The sequence below is a fragment of the Polaribacter litoreus genome (genome assembly GCF_054584775.1).
In genome coordinates this window covers 127,416-148,859 of sequence record NZ_JBTLRD010000005.1, presented here as the reverse complement: position 1 = coordinate 148,859, position 21,444 = coordinate 127,416, and the positions used below count along the sequence as shown (strand labels likewise).

20 protein-coding genes are annotated in these 21,444 nt (G+C 29.9%); 9 read left to right on the top strand and 11 right to left on the bottom strand.

All coding sequences use genetic code 11. The annotated features are described in order from the left end of the window. Positions 1 to 8: 8 nt before the first annotated feature. From ACW9UN_RS05745 to ACW9UN_RS05730, 4 genes are all read right to left on the bottom strand, one after another. A complete protein-coding gene (locus ACW9UN_RS05745) occupies positions 9 to 431 on the bottom strand; it encodes a secondary thiamine-phosphate synthase enzyme YjbQ (RefSeq protein WP_459484730.1) in 423 nt (140 codons plus the stop codon). Positions 432 to 719: 288 nt separating this feature from the next. Next, positions 720 to 1,727: a sensor histidine kinase gene (locus tag ACW9UN_RS05740; protein WP_459484727.1), complete on the bottom strand. Its 1,008-nt coding sequence runs from the start codon at positions 1,725 to 1,727 to the stop codon at positions 720 to 722. Between the two features lie 12 nt (positions 1,728 to 1,739). Continuing rightward, positions 1,740 to 4,136, bottom strand: coding sequence for a TonB-dependent receptor (locus ACW9UN_RS05735; protein ID WP_459484724.1), 2,397 nt, complete (start codon positions 4,134 to 4,136; stop codon positions 1,740 to 1,742). Between the two features lie 206 nt (positions 4,137 to 4,342). Next, complete coding sequence (locus ACW9UN_RS05730) at positions 4,343 to 5,050, bottom strand: zinc metallopeptidase (RefSeq protein WP_459484722.1); 708 nt, start codon at positions 5,048 to 5,050, stop codon at positions 4,343 to 4,345. Positions 5,051 to 5,197: 147 nt separating this feature from the next. Between ACW9UN_RS05730 and ACW9UN_RS05725 the strand changes: the two genes are divergently transcribed. From ACW9UN_RS05725 to ACW9UN_RS05700, 6 genes are all read left to right on the top strand, one after another. Then, positions 5,198 to 6,232 carry an asparaginase gene (locus ACW9UN_RS05725; protein ID WP_459484721.1) on the top strand — a complete coding sequence of 345 codons (1,035 nt, stop codon included), beginning with the start codon at positions 5,198 to 5,200 and terminating at the stop codon, positions 6,230 to 6,232. Between the two features lie 244 nt (positions 6,233 to 6,476). After that, complete coding sequence (locus ACW9UN_RS05720; protein WP_459484719.1) at positions 6,477 to 7,199, top strand: MotA/TolQ/ExbB proton channel family protein; 723 nt, start codon at positions 6,477 to 6,479, stop codon at positions 7,197 to 7,199. Between the two features lie 8 nt (positions 7,200 to 7,207). Beyond that, a complete protein-coding gene (locus tag ACW9UN_RS05715; RefSeq protein ID WP_459484716.1) occupies positions 7,208 to 7,672 on the top strand; it encodes a hypothetical protein in 465 nt (154 codons plus the stop codon). Between the two features lie 3 nt (positions 7,673 to 7,675). Then, positions 7,676 to 8,320, top strand: coding sequence for an ExbD/TolR family protein (locus ACW9UN_RS05710; protein WP_459484714.1), 645 nt, complete (start codon positions 7,676 to 7,678; stop codon positions 8,318 to 8,320). A 25-nt stretch (positions 8,321 to 8,345) separates the two neighbouring features. Next, positions 8,346 to 8,813, top strand: a complete 468-nt coding sequence (locus tag ACW9UN_RS05705; RefSeq protein ID WP_459484711.1) for an ExbD/TolR family protein — start codon at positions 8,346 to 8,348, stop codon at positions 8,811 to 8,813. A gap of 119 nt (positions 8,814 to 8,932) precedes the next feature. Beyond that, positions 8,933 to 9,607 carry a porin family protein gene (locus ACW9UN_RS05700; protein WP_459484710.1) on the top strand — a complete coding sequence of 225 codons (675 nt, stop codon included), beginning with the start codon at positions 8,933 to 8,935 and terminating at the stop codon, positions 9,605 to 9,607. Here the strand turns inward: ACW9UN_RS05700 and ACW9UN_RS05695 are convergent. The 3 genes from ACW9UN_RS05695 to asnS all read right to left on the bottom strand — a co-directional run bounded on the left by ACW9UN_RS05695 (position 9,595) and on the right by asnS (position 13,177). Further along, complete coding sequence (locus tag ACW9UN_RS05695; protein ID WP_459484707.1) at positions 9,595 to 10,200, bottom strand: hypothetical protein; 606 nt, start codon at positions 10,198 to 10,200, stop codon at positions 9,595 to 9,597. The genes ACW9UN_RS05700 and ACW9UN_RS05695 overlap by 13 nt on opposite strands. Then, positions 10,200 to 11,657 carry an RNA polymerase factor sigma-54 gene (gene rpoN / locus ACW9UN_RS05690; RefSeq protein WP_459484706.1) on the bottom strand — a complete coding sequence of 486 codons (1,458 nt, stop codon included), beginning with the start codon at positions 11,655 to 11,657 and terminating at the stop codon, positions 10,200 to 10,202. Before rpoN ends, ACW9UN_RS05695 begins: the two co-directional genes overlap by 1 nt. An 86-nt stretch (positions 11,658 to 11,743) precedes the next feature. After that, positions 11,744 to 13,177 carry an asparagine--tRNA ligase gene (asnS, locus tag ACW9UN_RS05685; protein ID WP_459484703.1) on the bottom strand — a complete coding sequence of 478 codons (1,434 nt, stop codon included), beginning with the start codon at positions 13,175 to 13,177 and terminating at the stop codon, positions 11,744 to 11,746. Positions 13,178 to 13,313: 136 nt separating this feature from the next. Here asnS and ACW9UN_RS05680 point away from each other — a divergent pair, with 136 nt between their 5' ends. Then, positions 13,314 to 14,324, top strand: coding sequence for a P-loop NTPase family protein (locus ACW9UN_RS05680; RefSeq protein ID WP_459484701.1), 1,011 nt, complete (start codon positions 13,314 to 13,316; stop codon positions 14,322 to 14,324). Between the two features lie 7 nt (positions 14,325 to 14,331). On the opposite strand, the gene ACW9UN_RS05675 is transcribed toward ACW9UN_RS05680, so the two are convergent. From ACW9UN_RS05675 to pyrH, 4 genes are all read right to left on the bottom strand, one after another. Next, entirely contained in the window at positions 14,332 to 15,060 is a 729-nt protein-coding gene (locus ACW9UN_RS05675; protein ID WP_459484700.1) for a LuxR C-terminal-related transcriptional regulator, read from the bottom strand. Between the two features lie 206 nt (positions 15,061 to 15,266). Continuing rightward, positions 15,267 to 17,645 carry an efflux RND transporter permease subunit gene (locus tag ACW9UN_RS05670; protein ID WP_459484698.1) on the bottom strand — a complete coding sequence of 793 codons (2,379 nt, stop codon included), beginning with the start codon at positions 17,643 to 17,645 and terminating at the stop codon, positions 15,267 to 15,269. A 95-nt stretch (positions 17,646 to 17,740) separates the two neighbouring features. Continuing rightward, positions 17,741 to 18,295, bottom strand: a complete 555-nt coding sequence (gene frr, locus ACW9UN_RS05665) for a ribosome recycling factor (RefSeq protein ID WP_459484695.1) — start codon at positions 18,293 to 18,295, stop codon at positions 17,741 to 17,743. A gap of 22 nt (positions 18,296 to 18,317) precedes the next feature. Then, the gene (pyrH, locus tag ACW9UN_RS05660) at positions 18,318 to 19,028 is read right to left on the bottom strand and encodes a UMP kinase (protein WP_459484693.1); all 711 of its coding nucleotides are present in this window, start codon (positions 19,026 to 19,028) and stop codon (positions 18,318 to 18,320) included. A 226-nt stretch (positions 19,029 to 19,254) separates the two neighbouring features. Between pyrH and tig the strand changes: the two genes are divergently transcribed. After that, the gene (tig, locus tag ACW9UN_RS05655; protein WP_459484690.1) at positions 19,255 to 20,580 is read left to right on the top strand and encodes a trigger factor; all 1,326 of its coding nucleotides are present in this window, start codon (positions 19,255 to 19,257) and stop codon (positions 20,578 to 20,580) included. Between the two features lie 162 nt (positions 20,581 to 20,742). Next, entirely contained in the window at positions 20,743 to 21,402 is a 660-nt protein-coding gene (clpP, locus tag ACW9UN_RS05650; RefSeq protein WP_397445264.1) for an ATP-dependent Clp endopeptidase proteolytic subunit ClpP, read from the top strand. The last annotated feature ends 42 nt before the right edge of the window (positions 21,403 to 21,444 follow it).

Below are 21,444 nucleotides of genomic sequence, written 5' to 3'. Positions count from 1 at the left end.
AACATTTGTTAAATACCAAAAGCAGAAATTACTAATTTTCTTCTACCTCCATAATTTCTATGTTCGCACAAATAAATACCTTGCCAAGTTCCTAAATTTAAACGCCCATTAGTAATAGGTATCTCTACAGAACAGCCCAAAATAGATGTTTTTAAATGTGCTGGCATGTCATCACTTCCTTCGTAAGTATGGATATAGTAAGGCGCATTTTCTGGAATTATAGTATTAAAATGACTTTCAAAATCAACACGCACACTAGGGTCTGCATCTTCATTAATCGTTAAACTTGCTGATGTATGTTTAATAAATACTTTAAAAAATCCTTTTTCTATGGATTTTATTTCAGGAAACGCCTTAATTATAGTTGAAGTTATAGAATGAAAACCTCTTTTATACGGTGGTAACTGTATTTCTTTTTGCTCAAAAATCATCGTACTTCTTTCATATATTTTAAAATCATTATAAATGTATAAAAAGTACTCGTACTATGATCAATCTTTATAATTTTTTCAGCTTAATTATTTTTTAAAATCCTTGATACTTGATGCATTGTACCTACCAAAACAATTTCTTTTTGTTGCCCGAAACTTAATGAATAATAAAGAGTTATTAGAATATATGTTATGTGTTTTATAATGCGTTTTTTTATTTATTGATAAGTAGAGGTTTTAAAAGGGTGCTTTACCTAAAATATTATTTTACAATGGTTATAGTCTAGTTTAATTACTCAACTCAATTATAGGAATAAAAACTTCAAATTTTGTGTCTGTATTTAGTATTTGTATTTTTTCGTCCGATAATAATTGGTAACGAGTTTTTAGGTTTTTTAAGCCTGTGCCAAAAGATTCTTTTTGCGGAATTACTTTTGATTTTGTATTGGTTATAATCAACCAGCCTTTATGAATTTGAATTGTTGTTTTAATGGGCTTTGTACCATCTGATTTATTGTGTTTTACCACATTTTCTAACAGTGTTTGCAATGCGCCTGTAGGAATAAATTTATTAGCTAAAGAAATATTTTTATTGATGGTAAACTCGTAATCATTACCAAAACGAGTTTGAATTAAAAAAATATAGTTTTTGCCGAGGTCAATTTCTTTGCCAAGTTCCATAACTTCAGCATCTTTTGTTTGAATTAAATACCTGTAAATTAACGATAACCTATTGATGTATTCTTTAGCTTTTTCTGGGTTGCTATCAATTAAACTGTCTAATGTATTTAAATTATTAAACAAAAAATGTGGATCAATTTGAGACCGTAACAATTTTAATTCGTTTTCTTTTTGTTGTTCTTTTATTTTAGAAATTTGAGTTTGAGATTCGTAAAATTTCTTAGTTATTATTATTCCTAATATAAGACCAACAGAATCTGAGCCGTTAAAAACGGCATATAAAATTAAATTGTAAGCATTCGGAAATTTACTCCATTCATTATTACCTGTAGCAAAACCAACTACTCTTTCTACAACTCCAATTAAGGTAATTACCAATAACCCAAGTACAACAAAAAGAATATAATTTTTATTTTTAATCAAATACTTTGGGATGATGATATACACAAACGCAAGCAGTCCCAAAAAAGAAGTGATAACATACATAGGGATATCTACCAAATATTCTAGTAAAGTTGCGTCTTGATCTAGATAATCAAAAATATTTAGAGTAACACTTATTAGGTAAAAAATAGCGAGAATAACGTAGTCAGATTTGTTTAGCTTTGTGTTCATCAAACAAATATATTAATTACTGTCATTAATTCTGTTTTGTTCGTCTCTATTGGTATTTCTACGAGATTTTTTCTTTCCGAATTTAGAACCAAAACTATATACTAAGCGTAATTGAACATTTTGTCGAGAACCATTGCTTTCTACCCAAGCAGTTCCATTTCCATAATCAATATTTCCTACAAAACCTCTGTTTAACATTTTATTAAAACCAAGATTTACTTTTAACTTATCATCTAAAAATTTCTTACCAAAAGAAAAATCCAATTCTGCCAACCAATCTACTTCAATTTGCCCTTCTAAAGCACCAGTACCATAATTTCCACTTACTTCTAAATTAATATCCCAAGGCAATTGGTAACTCGCTTGAATAAACCAAATTAAATTCCATTTGCTCAAATCTATTTTAAAAGATTCACCAATGTTATCATCATCTAAAATGGTGGCAGCAAAATTGTTGTTATTTACAATAATTCCGGTAAAACCATCTAAACCTTTGGCAAAATTTACAGGTGCAAACAATCTAAAATTCCAATTATATAATGCATCAATATTGGTTTCTTGCTGTCTTATTTGTGCAGTAGAATTTGTTTGGCTGATTACTTGAGAGATGGCGTCATCAGTTTTGCTATATCCGATGGTAAAAAAAGGTTGACCATCGTATGTTAAATTAAATTGATAATTGTTGGTAAAAGAAGGTCTTAAAGTAGGGTTACCTTCATTTGCAGAAAACGGATCTAAGAATTGTTGAAAAGAGTTTAAGCTACTGTAAGAAGGTCTTTGAATTCTATAACTGTAAGATACGCTTGCGCCTAAAACATTGGTTAATTTTCTGCTAATAGATGCGCTTGGAAATATTTTTTGGATCGGACGTTTTTGAATTTCAGTTACCTGATTTCCATCTTTTATAAAGGTAGAAGTACCATTTGTATTACTATCTTCATAACGTAAACCACCAGAAAAAGACCATTTTCCCATTTTTGCATTTATTTTTCCATAAAAAGCTAAGATGGTTTCGTCAATTACAAATCGGCTACTTTCAGCAATGTCTTTTTCAAAAATATTGTTGGTTTCAGAGAACGCTTGTAAATCGTTATCTGTAGCTACATCAGCAAAACGAGAACCCGCACTTAGTTTAAAATTATCTGAGAATGTTTTGGTATAGTCTATTCTATAAGTTTTTATGTTGTAGGTGCCATCTTGTATGTACTTTCTGTTTGTAAAATCAATTGTACTGCCAGCAGCATCACTTAAAATATTGGTGTTATCGTTTACAAAATCTATATAATTAAAATCAATCAATAATTTGTCTGTGTTTGTTTTGTATTCGTAATAGGGATTGATGTTAAAGGTGGTTCTTTGCCTATTAAAACTATTTTCAGAAAACAAAGTGTTTGTAGAATTTTCATCAGAAATAATGGTTTTACTACTTGCTATTCTGTCAGAATCTCTCGTGTTAATTTGCCCTCCAATTCCTATGGAATGTTTATCACTTATATAATAATCTAAACTACCACCAAATCTAAAATTATCAGGATCGTAAGGTTCTCTAGTTACTTGATTGTATGTTTCCTCTCCAACTGTTCTAATCAAAAATAAATCCTCTCTCCAAGTGGGTTGAGAATACCCTGTACTCAATTGCCAATTTAGTTTGTTTTTATAACTAGCAATTGAAAAGCCTGAACCCCATTCAAAACCTTGGTCTTCACCAACCCAAGAATTTACACTTCCATAAGTACCAAGTTTTACATTTTTCTTTAGAATAATGTTGATGATAGCACCAGAACCAGAAGCTTCATATTCAGCACCAGGTTGTTCTACAACTTCAACTTTAGCAATATTGTCTGCAGGAAAATCTCTTAAAAGCGTTTCCACATCCATATATTCAGTAGTTTTTCCGTTGATTAAAATTCGAACACCTCTATTGCCTGCAATAGAAATTCCGTTATTGGTTACCAAAACTCCAGGAATTTTACGCATTACATCTTGCAAATTGGTATTAATCATTTCCGATTTTTCTAAATCTACAATTAGTTTTTCTGCGGTTTGTTTGATTACTGGTCGTTTGCTTTTTACAACCACTTCATTTAAAGTTTGTGTTTCTTCTTGTAGTGTAATGTTGAACGTTTTATTGGTGTTCAAATCAAGTTCAGAAATTTTATAGGTTTTAAAGCCTAGCATAGAAATTTCTATTTTGTATTTTCCTGATGCAATTTTATCAAAGAAAAATGTTCCATTCTCATCAGAAACAGTGCCTTTTGGTTTTGCTTCTGCATCTATTTTTTGTAACACAATATTTGCGAATGGTAAAGGTGTATTTTGCGCATCAACAATTTTTCCGTTGATGTTGTGTTGTGCAAAAATAGATAGTGTACATAAAATAATAAATAAAGTGGTGATTTTAGTTTTCATACGTTGTGTTTTACACTTCAAAATTGGTTGATTATTAGAAGTTGTGAAATCGAAATCTGATGAATTGGGTTATTTTTCCGATAAACAGATATTCTTTTTCTTTAAACACAAGACGCTGAAATTATTCAAATAGTTTCCCACAAAAAAAAATGCCTTGAAAATCAAAGCATTTTAAATGTATCTTTTGCAACAAAAAAAATCAATATTTAATCTCTGCTACCTAAAACTTGCATTCCCCAATACAACAACATGGCTAAAGAACCCAAAGCAGCCACTAAATAAGTTCTTGCAGCCCATTTTAAAGCATCTTTAGAACCTTCAAATTCTTGTTGAGAAACCATATTTTTATTTTTCAACCATGCTAAAGCTCTATTGCTAGCATCATACTCTACAGGTAGTGTAATAAAACTAAACAAAGTTGCTAAAGCCATCATTGCCAAACCAGCTATGGCAATATAAAAACCAATACCATATCCACCAGTAGAATTGGTAGCAACACCTAAAATTAGCCCGCCAATTACTAACCACTGAGAAAAATTAGAAGAGATACTAACAATGGGTACTAATTGAGATCGTAAAGTTAACCATTGATAGGCTTTTGCATGCTGAACAGCATGACCAACTTCATGAGCAGCAACAGCTGCAGCTGCAGCATTTCTTTGACTGTAAACAGCCTCACTTAAATTTACAGTTTTGTCTTTTGGGTTGTAATGATCTGTTAATCTACCAGGAGTAGAAATTACTTTTACATCAAAAATACCATGGTCAGCAAGCATTTTGGTAGCAATTTCTGCACCACTCATTCCATTTCTTAAACTTAACTGAGAATATTTTTTAAACTTTTGTTTCAATTGATTACTTACTAACCAACTTACTAAAGAAATTGCACCAATTAATATATAAAACTGTAACATATTTATAAGGTTTTAAATTGTGTATCGATTTTTGTTTGATAAATTTACAACATAAAGCATTCCAATTCCATTTTTATGGAATTAAATCAACTAATGACATAATATAGTAGTCGAAAATTAATATTTTTTTAAGAAATAGATGTCAAAATGGCAAAAAAACCAAACATATTAATTGTATATACAGGTGGTACAATAGGTATGATAAAAGACTATAAAACAAATGCGCTAAAAGCATTTGATTTTAGTCAAATTGTAGAAAAGATTCCAGAATTAGAACAATTAAATTGTAATATCAAAACGATTTCTTTTGATGAGCCTATGGATTCATCAAATATGAACACACATTATTATAAAGAAATTGCAGAAATAATAGAAAACAATTACAATCAGTTTGATGGTTTTGTAATTCTTACAGGTTCAGATACCATGTCTTACATTTCATCTACCTTAAGCTTTATGTTTGAGAATTTACAAAAGCCCATTATTTTTACAGGAGCTCAATTACCAATAGGAGATTTACGAACAGATGCCAAAGAAAACCTAATTACTTCTATAGAAATTGCATGTGCACAAGAAAATCAAAAACCAATTATATCAGAAGTATGTTTGTATTTTGAGTATAAATTGTACAGAGCAAACAGAACATCAAAAATAAATGCAGAACAATTCGAAGCGTTTAGTTCTTTAAATTATCCGCCACTTGCAGAAAGTGGGGTACACTTAAACTTTAACCATCACTACATTAATAAAGTAAACAGCCCAAAAGAATTGGTGGTTAGAAAAGATTTGGTAAACGATATTGTAATTTTAAAATTATTTCCAGGAATTACGCAAAAAACAGTGCAAAGTATTTTAAGCATAGAAAATTTAAGAGGTGTTGTGCTAGAAACTTATGGCGCTGGTAATGCACCAAACGAAAAATGGTTTTTAAACTTGTTAAAAATAGCAATTGAAAAAGACATCAAAATAGTAAATGTAACACAATGCGAAGGAGGTAGTGTGGTACAAGGCCACTACGAAACAAGTATGGTTTTAAAAAAGATCGGTGTAATTAGCGGAAAAGACATTACTACAGAATCTGCCGTGGCAAAATTAATGTACTTGCTGCATAAAAACCTGTCAAAAAAAGACTTTATATACTACTATGAAAAATCTTTACGAGGTGAGATTTCTGATACATAAGAGAACAAATAGCGAAAATTTAATCAGAACAAATTTTTTTTAGCAACAAAATGCCCAAAAAGCAATAAATAGCTAAAAAAAATTTTTTTATGCTTTACATTTTTTGTTACTTGGCAGTCTCTTAAAAAGGAATGAGAGAAATTCTGACCAAAAAAATCATAAATAACAATATTATTTCTTTTTTTGGAACGAAAATTTATATCTTTAACCCGTTAATAACTATTAAAATTAATTTATAACTAAGATGAAAAAAGTAGTAAATGTCTTATCTGTAACAGGATTTATGTTTTTTGGAGCTGTACAATCCTCTTTTGCGCAAGAAGCTGCAGAAACTGAACAAACCTTTCACCAAATATTAAAGCAAAACTTTATTGATGGTGGGCCAGGTTTTATGGGAATTGTATTGGTAGCTTTAATTTTAGGTTTAGCTATTGCCATTGAAAGAATTATTTATTTGAATATGGCTACAACTAACACTAAAAAATTATTAGCAAATGTAGATGATGCTTTAAGTTCTGGTGGTGTAGAAGCTGCTAAAGAAGTTTGTAGAAATACAAAAGGGCCTGTTGCATCTATTTTTTATCAAGGTTTAGATAGAGTTGATGAAGGTGTAGAAGAAGCTGAAAAAGCAGTTGTTGCCTATGGTGGAGTTCAAATGGGACAATTAGAGAAAAACGTTTCTTGGATTTCTTTATTTATTGCATTAGCACCAATGCTTGGTTTCATGGGTACTGTAATTGGTATGATTGGAGCATTTAACGACATTGCTGTAGCAAACGATATCTCTCCAGCCGTAGTTGCAGGTGGTATTAAAGTTGCCTTATTAACTACTGTATTTGGTTTAATTGTGGCTATTATTCTTCAAATATTTTACAACTATATCGTTGCAAAAATCGATGGTATTGTAAACAATATGGAAGATGCATCTATATCATTGGTAGATTTATTAGTAAAGTATAAAAAATAATATTCAATATGAAAAGTAGTAAAATTTTAAATATTGGAATTACTTTAATAGCACTTATTGGAGGTATTCTTTTTGTAAGAATATTTTCGGAAGATGCAGAGGTAATAGAAACCAATGTTGATGTACAAAATAGTTTGGTTAGCCCACTAATTTCATTTTCATTTTGGTTGTTTATTGCTGGTGTTGTAATTACAATATTATTATCTCTTTGGAGTTTAATAAGAAATCCAGAGAACCTAAAGAAAACTTTAGGAGGTTTAGCAGTGTTAGCAGTGTTGTTATTTATTGCTTACTTCTTGTCAGACAGTTCAGTTGTATATGATGCAAATGGATTAAATGTTTTACCAGGAGGAGAAGAAGGGTCATCTGTAAATAGATGGGTAGGCGCAGGAATATGGTATAGTACAATACTATTAATCATTGCTGGAGCATTTTTTATTGTAGATTTATTAAAAGGATTAGTTAAATCATAATATATGGCAAGAAGAGAAAATCCAGAAATTAACGCAGGTTCTATGGCAGACATTGCTTTTCTGTTATTAATTTTCTTCTTAGTAACTACTACCATGAATGTAGATTCAGGTGTCTCTAAGAAGTTGTCAGAAAAACCACCAGCAGATTATGTGCCACCTGTAATTAAAGAAAAAAATATCTTTGAGGTAAATATCAACAGAAATAATGAACTTCTTGTTGAAAATGAACCAATGGAAATCAAAGACATTAAAGACGCAGCTTTAAAGTTTATTGATAATGGAGGTGGAATTGGTAAGCCAGGAGAAGATGGTACACCAGGTAAACCTTGTGACTATTGCCAAGGTGAAAGAAGTGATAAGTCTTCTGATCATCCTAACAAAGCAATTATCTCTGTGCAAAGTGATAGAGGTACAGATTACGGGGTTTATATTGAAGTGCAGAATGAGTTGTTGAGGGCTTACAGCGAATTAAGAAATAGATTGTCTAAACAACGATATGGAATCTCTTTTGATGAACTAGAAGAGCAATATAAAGACGCTAAGAAAAGTGCTGATACCAAAAGATTATCTGAGCAATTGAAAGTGAAAGTTGAAGATATCAAGAAATCCTATCCTCAGATTATTTCAGATGCTGAACCAACTTCCTAATTAATTAAATTTAAAACAAGAAACTATGTCTAAATTTAGAAAAAAGAAAAAAGGAATACCTGCTGTAAATACAGCAGCCTTGCCAGATATTGTTTTTATGTTACTATTTTTCTTTATGGTTACTACAACTATGAGAGAAACAAATTTAGTAATTGAAAACCCTAGGTTGCCTTCTGCAACTGAAATTAAGAAATTAGAAGATAAAAGTTTGGTAAGCACTATTTATGTAGGTAAATCTAAAGACCCTAATAGAGATGGTGTAGGATATAATAAAATTCAGTTAAATGATAAAATTTCAACTGCAGATCAAGTGCCTGCTTTTATTTTTAGTAAAAGAGATAAATTAGCAGAAGCTTTACATCCTTTTATGACTACTTCTATAAAGGCTGATAAAGAATCTAATGTAGGTACTATTATAGATATTAGACTAAAATTAAGAGATGTTAACGCTCTTAAAATTAACTATTCATCTACTGCTGGATCTAAGAATTAGAATTATAAAATACAGTTCTTAAAAAAGGTTAACTATACACAGTTAACCTTTTTTTATTTCTGTTATTTTTTGGTAAGCCTATTATAAAAAATGTATATTTATATTCATTAAATTTAGAAATGAAACAAATAATAAATTTTTTATGGATACTATTTTGTGTTTCTAATCTACTGGCCCAAAAAGATTCTTTGCAAATTGGAGACAGATATGCTGAAGATCAAATATATGTTTCGATATCTTATGCCCAGTTGTTTGATCAACCATCACCAATAAGCAAAAGCGGTTTCTCTTATGGGCTTTCAACAGGTTTTATAAAAGATATTATTTTAAACAAGCAAGGCAATGTAGCAATAGCATTAGGTGTCGGTTATGGATTTGATTTTTTTAATCATGAATTAAAAGTAGAAGAGCGTAACGCTACTACTTTTTTTAGTAGGGGCCAAAGTTTGGCTGCAAACGTCTTTAAATCGCATAATATAGAGTTTCCTTTTGAGTTAAGGTGGAGAACATCAACAGCAAAAAGATACAATTTTTGGCGTGTTTATGCTGGAGTTAAGCTCTTATACAACCTATCTAACACGTTTAATTTTGAAGAAAATTCAAATACTATTTCTTATACTAATGTTAGTAGCTATAATCAATTTCAATATGGATTAACACTTTCTGCAGGTTATGACGAATTTAACGTGAATATCTACTACAGCCTGACTTCAATATTCAATAATGCAGTTATTAGCGGAGAGGAAATAAATTCATCAATTTTAAAATTCGGACTAATTTTCTATATATTATAGATATAGTTGAGAACAATTGGGGTTAGCATCCCTACAAAAAAACCAATATATATTTCTTTGTGTGTATGTGCTTTTAGGTGTAGTCTTGCACTGGCTATTACTCCTGATAATAAAAAAACAATAATGATAATAATTAAATAGGATTGAGAATAATTATGTCCTAAAACCATAAAAAAACCTGCAGAAATACCTGTAGAAAGCAGGTGAATACTCGCTTTTATTTTAAAAAAAAACAATATATAAATAAACAATAACCCTATAGAAGTCGCGTAAAAAAGTAAGCCCAAATCTCTCAAATTTGTAGCGCTATTCATTGTATTTCCTATTAAATAAAAAAGAACAATCATTAGTGCTACTGGCAACTTTCTTTCTTTAATACTTTCGGTCTTATAACTTTTGATGATTCCTAGTTTCTTAAAAAGAATAAGAATTAAAAGTGGAACCAAATAGGTAAAAATAAACACTACACTTAAAATGGCAAATTTTTGGTTGCTCAAATAATTGTTTGTAGTTAATAAAAAATACAGCATTACACCAATAGTAGGAAATACAATTGGATGCAATATGGTTGATATAGATTTATGAAATCGCACTAAATCTCTTTGCGTAAACGAGCTACAGGTAACTCTAATTGTTCGCGATATTTGGCAACAGTACGTCTTGCTATTGGATACCCTTTTTCTTTTAGAATTTTAGATAATTTCTCGTCAGTTAAAGGTTTCTTTTTGTCTTCTTCTGCAATAACAGTTTCCAATATTTTTTTAATTTCTTTAGTAGATACGTCTTCTCCTTGATCATTTTTCATAGATTCAGAAAAAAACTCTTTAATTAATTTAGTACCATAAGGAGTAGAAACATACTTGCTACTAGCAACTCTAGAAACCGTTGAAACATCCATATTGATTTTATCTGCAATATCTTTTAAAATCATTGGTTTTAGCTTACGTTCATCACCCGTTAAAAAATAATCATACTGATAGTGCATTATAGTGTTCATAGTTACTAAGAGTGTCTGCTGTCGCTGTTTAATAGCATCTATAAACCATTTTGCGGCATCTAATTTTTGTTTGATAAAAAACACAGCATCTTTTTGAGATTTGCTTTTAGTTTTAGATTCTTGATAACCTTTCAGCATATTATTATATTCTCTAGAAACATGTAACTCTGGGGCATTTCTAGAGTTTAAGGTTAAATCTAATTCGCCATCTATAATTTTGATAGAAAAATCTGGCACAATTTGCTCTGCAAGTTTATTATTGCCAGCATAAGAACTACCAGGTTTGGGATTTAATTTAGAAATTTCAGCGTTTACAGCTTTTAATTCTTCTTCAGAAATATTAAATTTTTCTAATAGTTTTTTGTAGTGTTTCTTTACAAAATGATCAAAAGCTTCTTCTAAAATAGCTATTGCTAAACTTCTAATTTTAGTAATTTGTTTCGATTTCAATTGAATGATTAAACATTCTTTAAGATCTCTTGCGCCAACACCTATTGGATCAAGAGTATGTACTGTTTTTTTTAATACCGTAATTACTTTTTCTTCTGTAGTAAAAATGTTGGCAGTAAAAGCTAAGTCATCAACCAAATCAATAATTTCTCTTCTAATATATCCACTATCATCAATACTACCTACTAAAAATTCTGCAATGGAGCGTTCTTCTTCATTTAAACTATAAGTATTTAATTGATTTTTTAAAGATTGATGAAAACTTGTTCCTGCTGCATAAGGCACGTTTTTTTCTTCATCATCAGATGAATAATTATTTGCCTGAGTTTTATAATTCGGTATTTCATCATCACTTAAATATTCATCAATATTTATATCTTCGGCATCTATCTTTTCTGTACCAGTATCGTCGTATTCGTTAGATAAATCATCATCAAAAGAATCAGATTCTTCTTTACCTGTATCTAAGGCAGGGTTTTCTTCAATTTCTTGTTTTAAACGTTCCTCAAAAGCCTGCGTTGGCAATTGAATCAATTTCATCAGCTGAATTTGCTGAGGAGATAATTTTTGAAGTAATTTGTATTGTAAACTTTGCTTTAGCATATAAACAAATATAAGAAATCGGTTAAAATAAAATCGCCATTCTTAAAGGAATGACGATTTGTAAATTAAGTTTTTTATTTTTTTGTTTAGAACTCAGCATTTTGAGGTGTTCTTGGAAAAGGAATTACATCTCTAATATTATTCATTCCTGTAGCAAACTGCACGAGTCTTTCAAAACCAAGACCAAAGCCAGAGTGTACAGCTGTGCCAAATTTTCTTAAATCTAAATACCACCATAATTCTTCTTCAGGAATATCTAACGCTTTCATTTTTTCAACCAAAACTTCATAACGCTCTTCTCTTTGAGAACCTCCTACAATTTCTCCAATTCCTGGAAACAACACATCCATAGCTCTAACCGTTTTTCCATCATCGTTTAAACGCATATAAAATGCTTTAATATTTGCAGGGTAATCGAACAAAATTACGGGGCATTTAAAGTGTTTTTCAACTAAATAACGTTCGTGTTCTGACTGTAAATCAGCACCCCATTCGTTAATAGGAAACTGAAACTTTTTCTTTTTATTTGGTTTAGAATTTCTTAAAATATCAATAGCTTCTGTGTATGAAACACGTTTAAAATTATTGTCTACTACAAATTTTAATTTTTCTAGTAAACTCATTTCACTACGTTGCGCTTGCGGTTTGCTTTTTTCTTCTTGCGTTAAACGTTGATCTAAAAATGCTAAATCGTCTTTACAATTTTCTAAAATATTGTTGATTACAGATTTTATAAAATCTTCTGCCAAATCCATATTACCTGCTAAATCCATAAAGGCAACTTCTGGTTCAATCATCCAAAACTCTGCTAAATGACGTGTAGTGTTTGAATTTTCAGCTCTAAAAGTTGGCCCAAAAGTATAGGCTTTACCTAAAGACATGGCAAAGGTTTCTGCTTCTAATTGGCCAGAAACGGTTAAGTTAGTTTCTTTACCAAAAAAATCTTTAGAATAATCAATTTTACCATCTTCAGTTACAGGGGCTTTATTATCTTCAAAACTAGTAACTCTAAACATTTCTCCTGCACCTTCTGCATCAGAACCCGTAATTATAGGTGTGTTTACATAGTTGAAACCATTTTCTTGAAAATATTTATGCACTGCAAAAGATAATTTAGAGCGCACACGCATTACTGCACTAAATGTATTGGTTCGCATACGTAAATGCGCATTTTCTCGTAAAAATTCAAAGCTATGTTTTTTGGGCTGTATTGGATATTCGTCTGGGTTAGAATCTCCCAAAATTTCAATTTCTGACACTTGGATTTCTACAGATTGTCCTCTACCTTGACTTTCTACAATGGTGCCCTTAACAGAAATTGCAGCTCCAGTTGTTATTCTTTTTAGTGTGTTTTCATCTGTATTTTCAAAATCGATAACACATTGGATATTTTTAATAGTAGAACCATCATTTAAAGCAATAAACCGATTACTTCTAAAAGTTCTTACCCAACCTTTTAGTTGTACTTCTTGTAAAAGTATGTTAGAATTTAAAATTTCTGCAACATTTTTCTCTGTCATGTTATATAATGTTTGATTTTCTCTAAAAATTTGCTAAAACGTAAAGATACTTTTTTTGATGGAAAGTGAAGAAGGGATTTGCGCTCGATTTTAAAATTGAGTAGAATAATTTATATTTGAGAATAATTTTTTTGTTATGAAAAATACCATTACACCTAAATATGTCTTAAAACAGCTGAAAGCAGATTTAATAGGAAAAGATTCGCATAGAGGTATAACTTTAACTTATGCTTTGATGGCAAATCAGTTTGGGCATATAGCTTTGGGTTTTATACCTTCTTTTTTAATATGCTACTCAACTAAATACAATTCTGTGGCTTCTGCAGTTATCGTTTCTTTGTTTTGGTTAGGGTTTGAAATACTAAATTTTTTGGTGCCTTTAATGTTTAAAAAACAAAAATATCCTTTTAAACCAAAATGGGTAAATATAACTTTTGACACATTTACTGATGTTTGTTTTTTTGCACTGGGTGCATTTTTGTTTAGCTTAGTTTTTACCGAGTACAATAATAATACCGTAATTATTGTACTTTCTTTATTGGGCTTGTATTTAATTTTTGCCTCTAGGTATTGGTTTTTAACAAAAATGTATCAATTAAATGCAAAGTATCCATTTCAGTTTAGATTGAGTCAGTGGAATTTAAATATTAGCAAACAAAATATTGATATAGTAGAAAAGTATAAAAAAAGTAAAAAAAAGGATGGAAATCATCTGTTAATTTATGGTGATTTTGGTAGTGGTAAAACAAGTTTAGGGGTTGGTATTCTTAATGAATTGAGTATCAAAAACAATAGCTGTTTGTATAAAAATGGGATAAAAATGTTTAATGCTTTTTTTGATGAGGATAAACTAAGTAATGACGAAATTTGGAATTGGAGAACAGCTGATTTTTTACTGATTGATGATATTAATCCGAGTAAACCAATACAAGAGGCACTAATTTCACCAAAAACATTATTAAGTTTTATAGATACAAATCAACCTATAAATACTAATAATAGAAAAACTCTTAAAGAAAAAAACATAATTTGGATTTTGGGAAGTAAGATGCAATCAACCAAAAACAATGTAAATCTGTGGAAAGATCTTTTGCTAGAAATTGGTGTTAATGATTGTAAAATTTCTACAATTAATTTATCTGATTGATATTTAATTATAAGATATAATTGTCGTGAGCAAAACTAATTAAATGAGGTAAACTTTTTACTTTAAAACGTTTATACATTGGAATAATTCTTTTTTCTATTGCAGACTGACTTACACATAATTTATCAGCAATTTCTTTAAAAGCATAACCTTTAGCCGCCAACTCTAATGCTTCTTTTTCTTTTCTAGAGATACCTAATTTATTAAATAATTGTGAATTTAGGGTATCTTCAAATCCAGATTTTTCAGGGCCATAAGCAGCATATTGCATAATATCACCTAGCCTTCTTGAGTGTATTCTTTCAGAAATTCCAATAATTTCTAAAATAGTTCCATTAAAAGATTTGTAAATACCTACTCTAGAGAATAGCGGAATAATTTCTCCATTTTTATGAATCTTTTCAACTTCTATTGTAAAGCTATATTTATCTAAATCTTTCTTTTTATTTTTTAAAAAAAGTAAAGCTTTGTCGTTTAATTCGTTAGAGAATTTAAAGTGTCTTTTAGAAGTGCAACTTACTATTTTTAATAGTGTAATTTCTTCATCTTTATAGCCTAATAAATCTTCCCAGCCATTGGCAAAAAGCATTCTATTTTTCTGAAAAGAATAAATATAAACAGCTTGCCCCATAAACTGAGGCACCTTTTCTTTGTACTCTATATATGTGGGGTCATCTTTATCAAAAGGAATATTAGACACCCGGTCTCTAGTATATTTTCCAAAATCCTCTTTCATAGTACAATTATACTAAAAACTGCGTAATTACACAGTTGATTAATGTATAATTGTGTCATAAATTTGTAGTACTATTGAAAAAGAAAAATGTTACTAAGAAAATTGCTATGAAAAAGAATTTTAAATTTGGCATTAATAAAACTTTAGATTCCCTCAATTTAGATGTTATAGGAACCTTTATCAACTGAAAATCAGATAAAGGTTTTTTATTGCTCTATTACCTTGTCTTCATTAGGAGGGATAATCTTAATTTTTGGCTCTTTAAAAACTTTTTTATTAGCAATTTTCTTTTCAAAAGTTAACAATAAAGAAGGTAGTAGTAATAAATTAGATACCATTGCCAATAATAACGTAATGGAAACCAAACCACCTAATGCTATTGTGCCTCCAAAGCTAGATAAGGTAAAGGTTAAAAACCCGAAAAATAATACTATAGAAGTATAAAACATACTTACACCTGTTTCTCGCAAAGCTCCATATACAGAGGGTTTTATTTTCCATTTGTTAGCAATTAATTCTTGCCTATATTTTGCTAAAAAGTGTATGGTGTCATCTACAGAAATACCAAAAGCAATACTAAAAACCAAAATGGTTGAAGGTTTTATAGGGATGTCTAAAAAGCCCATTAAACTTGCTGTAATTAGTAAAGGAAGAATATTGGGTAATAATGAAATAATAATCATTTGAGGAGATCTAAACATCCATGCCATAAATAAGGCAATTAAAATAATAGCAAGAGATAAAGAAAAAACTAAATTTGTAATTAAATAATTGGTTCCTTTAATAAATACTAAGGCTTTACCTGTAATAGAAACGTCAAATTTTTCGGAAGGAAATTCCTTTACAATAACTGATTGTAATCGTTCTTGAATAATATCCATTTTATCAGTACCAATATCTTTCATAAACGTGGTTATTCTTGCATAACGTCCAGTAGAATCTACAAAGTTTTTTAGCATGCCAGCATCACTATTCGTGTTTTTAGTGTACGAGAAAATATAACTCTGTTCTTGATTAGATGGTAGTTGATAGTATTTAGGGTTGCCTTTGTAAAAAGCTTGTTTAGAGTATTTTACTAAGTTTACAACAGATACAGGTTTAGATAGTTCTGGGAAAGATTCAATAATCTCATTTATTTTATCCATCTTTTTTAAGGTAGATAATTTCATAACCCCTTTTTCTTTTTTAGTATCGATAAAAATTTCTAATGGCATAATACCACCAAATTCTTTTTCAAAAAATTTGATATCTTTATAAAAGCCCATACTTTTAGGCATGTCTTCTATAAGTGTCCCAGAGACTCTAATTTTGTAAACACCAATAATACTTAAAACTATAATAATAACCGTGGCAAAGTAGATAGTGATTCGTTGATCTCTAACTGTTTTTTCCATCCAGTCTACCACGTTCTCTATCCATTTTCTTTCTAAATGATTCAAGTGTTTCTCTTTTGGAAGAGGCATGAAACTGTAAATAATTGGAATAATTAACAATGCTAAAATAAAAATACTAATAATGTTTACAGAAGCTAAGATTCCGAATTCTCTCAATAAATTACTCTTTACAAACACAAAAGTGGCAAAACCAGAGGCAGTTGTAATATTGGTCATTAAAGTGGCATTACCAATTTTAGAGATTACACGTTGTAGTGCTTTAGCTTGTTGCCCATGTTTTTTGATTTCTTGTTGATATTTATTAATTAAGAAAACAGCATTGGGCACACCAATTACAATAATTAAAGGAGGTATTAAAGCAGATAAAACTGTAATTTCATATCTAAATAAACCAATAAAACCAAATGCCCAAGTAACACCAATCATCACTACTAAAAGAGTAATGAATGTGGCTCTAAAAGATTTAAAAAATAAAAAGAAGATAATAGCAGTAATTAACAAGGCTCCACCAACAAAAATGCCAATTTCATTTTGTATGTTTTGGGCATTTAATGTACGTATATAAGGCATTCCAGAAACACGAACATCAAGATTATTTTCTTTTTCAAATTTTTCTATTATAGGGATTAAGGTATTGAAAATAAAATCTCTACGAACAGGAGTGTTAATGATTTCCTTTTTTATGTAAATAGCAGTTTGTAAGGTTCCTGTTTCTTTATTAAACAATAAATTATCGTAAAAAGGAAGTTTTTCAAAAAGCTGTTTTTTTATGGCTAAAACTTCTTTAATTGTTGCGGGGTTATCTTCATACAAAGGCTCAAGTACAAATTTTCTTTTCTTTTTATCTGCTTTTAATTGTTGAACATCAGCAATAGAAATAGTAAAATCAATCTCTTCTAAATCATCAAACTGGTCTACTAATTTGTTCCAAGCGTTAAATTTTTGAGGTGTAAATACGGTAGAATCTTTTATACCTAAGATTACAAGGTTGCCTTCTTCACCAAAAATTTCTAAAAATTTGTTGTATTCTAAATTTGCTTCGTGATTTTCTGGAAGTAAGTTTGCCTCTGTGTAAGAAAACTTCATGTACTGCATTTGCGAGGCTAACAAACCTGTAATGATGGCAATACCTAATAAAACCAAGTAGCGGTTTCTTAAAATAATACCGGCGACTTTTGTCCAGAAATTCATTTAAAAAAATTTGCGCAAAGGTACATAATTTGAAATAGAGCGCTAAAAAAAAGAGGTGTTAAAAACACCTCTTTCTAATTATGTTATGAATTGTGTTATATGGTAAGAATTTCTTTTTCTTTAACAGCTAGTTTTTCATCAATAAGTTTTGTAAAATTATCTGTTAATTTTTGTACTTCGCCTTCGGCAATTTTTAGCATATCTTCAGAAATATCTAATTTCTTTAATTCGTTATTGGCTTCTTTACGATCGTTTCTAACCCCAATTTTAGCTTCTTCAGCTTCTGCTTTTGCTTGCTTTGCTAAGTTTTTTCTTCTTTCTTCCGTTAAAGGTGGTACGTTTATCATAATAACATCACCATTATTCATTGGGTTAAAACCTAAGTTGGCAATTTGTATTGCTTTTTCAATTTCTTGAAGCATGTTTTTTTCCCAAGGTTGTATGCTTAATGTTCTTGCATCTGGCGTGTTTACATTGGCAACCTGAGCTAATGGGGTTTGAGAGCCATAATAATCTACCATTACAGTACTTAACATTGCTGGTGTGGCTTTACCAGCTCTAATAGATTTTAACTCTTTTTCTAAATGGGCAATTGCACCATTCATGGCTTCTTTAGCACTATCTAAAACAAATTCAACTTCTTCGTTCATCTTTCTAAAATTAAAAGTTTATTTATAAAACATCAACAACAGTACCAATTTTTTCTCCTGAAACTAGTTTTATCAGATTACCAATTTTATTCATATCAAATATAATAATCGGTAATTTATTTTCTTCACTTAAGGTAAAAGCAGTCATGTCCATTACTTTTAAACCTTTACTAATTACATCTTTAAAGGTAATATTGTCAAATTTTACAGCATTTTTATCTTTTTCAGGGTCTGTGTTATATACTCCATCAACTCTTGTTCCTTTTAAAATAGCATCTGCTTGAATTTCAATAGCTCTTAAAACAGCAGCTGTATCTGTGGTAAAGTAAGGGTTTCCTGTACCTGCACCAAAAATAACAACACGTCCTTTCTCTAAATGACGAATTGCTTTTCTTTTAATATATGGCTCTGCAACAGCTTTAATTTCTAAAGCGGTTTGTAAACGAGTATGCACATCTTCATCTTCTAGAGCACTTTGCAAAGCTAATCCGTTAATACAAGTGGCTAACATTCCCATATGATCTCCTTGTACACGATCCATACCATTACTAGCGCCAGCAACACCTCTAAAAATATTTCCACCACCAATAACTATGGCAACTTCAATGCCTAAATTTATCACTTGTTTAATTTCTTTTGCATATTCTGCCAAGCGCTTTGGGTCTATACCATATTGTCTATCGCCCATTAAGGCTTCACCACTTAATTTTAAAAGAATTCTTTTGTATTGCATTTTGTTTGGTTGTTTAAAAATTCTTATGATAAAGAATTTGAGTTGTGCAAAATTAAGTATTTTTTTTATTTATACTCAAATCACTGCTATAGTTTTAGTTTTTAATTTGTTATGTAATTTATAAATTGAAACGAAATTACTGAAATAGAAGTATTTAAAGACTTGGTAAATCAATTTAATTGATTAATTTTGCACTCGATTTTTTTAAGAACTAGATTAAAGAGAAATGAATATTACAAAAGAAAACGTAGATGCATTAAATGCAGTTGTAAAAGTTGATATTGTTGCAGATGATTATCAAGAAAAAGTAACAAAAGTATTAACAGATTACCGCAAAAAAGCAGATATTCCTGGATTTAGAAAAGGCCATGTACCAATGGGAATGGTAAAAAAGCAATATGGTAAATCTGTAATGATTGATGAAGTAAACAAGCTTTTACAAGATTCTTTAAATAAATTTATCACAGAAGAAAAGTTAGATATTTTAGGTAATCCTTTACCAAGAGTCCAAGATGATTTTAATTGGGATGCAGATACTTTATCTTTTGAATTTGAATTAGGGTTAGCTCCAGAATTCGAAATAGATTTATCAGAAAAAAATAAAATTAAGCAATACAATATTGTTGCAACTGATGAATTATTAGAAGAAGAAGTAAAAAACATTCAGACTCGTTATGGAAAAATGAGCTCTTTAGATGAAGCTACTGAACATTCTAACGTAACTGGTACATTTGTTAACGAAGAAAAAGAAATCAATAAAAAAGGTACTTTTTTAGTTAACGACTTAAAAGGTAAGAAAAATGAAAAGAAAGTTATTGGTGCTAAAGTAGGTGATGTTATTGAGTTAGAAACTAAGAAATTATTCGAAGACAATCATAAATTACAACACTTATTAGGAGTTTCTCACGATGAAATTCACGATTTAGATATTACTGTAACTTTTACTGTAGAAGAAATTACAAAAACAGAACCAGCAGAATTAGATCAAGAATTGTTCGATAAATTATTTGCTGATGGTAGTGTTACTACAGTAACTGAATTAAAAGAAAAAATTAAAGAAGATGCTGAAAAGCAATTCGAACAACAAGGAGATCAATATTTATTAAATGCTGTACAAGAGTATTTAATAGAAAATACAAAATTCGATTTACCTGCAGCATTTTTACAAAAATGGTTACAAACTGCTGGCGAAAAAGAATTAACGCCAGAAGAAGCAAAAGAAGAATATAAAAAATCTGAACAAGGTTTACGTTATCAATTAATTGAAGGTAAGCTTATGAAAGATAACGATATTAAATTAGATTATGCTGAATTGGTAGATTACGCAAAAGGATTTATCAGAACGCAAATGGCTCAGTTTGGTAACATGAATCCAGAAGAAAAAGAATTAGACGATATTGCTGGTAGAATTTTACAAAACCAAGAAGAAGCGCAAAAGTTACAATCTCAATTAATTAGTCAAAAATTATTGACTTTCTTTAAAGAGAACATCAACTTTAAAACAAAAGAAGTTTCTTATGAAGAGTTTGTAAAAGAGGCTTACAAGAAGTAATTTTTTGATGGTATTTTATCATCTTTAGTAAAGAAGAGATATCGTAAAATATGATAAAACCTGAATTGAAAAATTCAGGTTTTTTTGCCCAAAAACTGTAACATAATATTAAGAGAAATGTTCTTATCTTTACACAACCAAATACTTTAAAAGAATAGAGAAATGGATTACGGAAAAGAGTTCGAAAAATATGCTACAAAACATCATGGTATTAGTAGCACTTCTTATACTAAAATAACAAGTAGTTTAACCCCATACATTATGGAAGAACGCCAAATGAACATCACTCAAATGGATGTTTTTTCGCGTTTAATGATGGACAGAATTATCTTTTTAGGAACAGGAATTAATGATCAGGTTGCTAATATTATACAAGCACAATTGTTGTTTTTAGAAAGTGTAGATGCTAATAAAGATATATCAATTTATATCAATTCTCCAGGAGGTGGCGTTTATGCAGGTTTAGGTATTTACGATACTATGCAATTTATTAAGCCAGATGTGGCTACAATTTGTACAGGTATGGCAGCTTCTATGGGTGCAGTTTTAATGTGTGCAGGGCAAAAAGGAAAACGTTCAGCTTTACCACATTCTAGAATTATGATTCACCAACCTTTAGGAGGTGCACAAGGTCAAGCTTCTGATATAGAAATTACGGCAAGAGAAATCTTAAAGTTAAAAGACGAATTGTATGCTATAATTGCAAATCATTCTGGGCAAACTATAGAAAAAGTGCATAATGATTCTGATAGAGATTACTGGATGAAAGCAGACGAAGCTAAAGAATATGGAATGATTGATGAAATTTTAGCTAGAAAATAGATTGGTCAATAGTAATTAGTAGTTAGACAGTAGTGAAAAAAA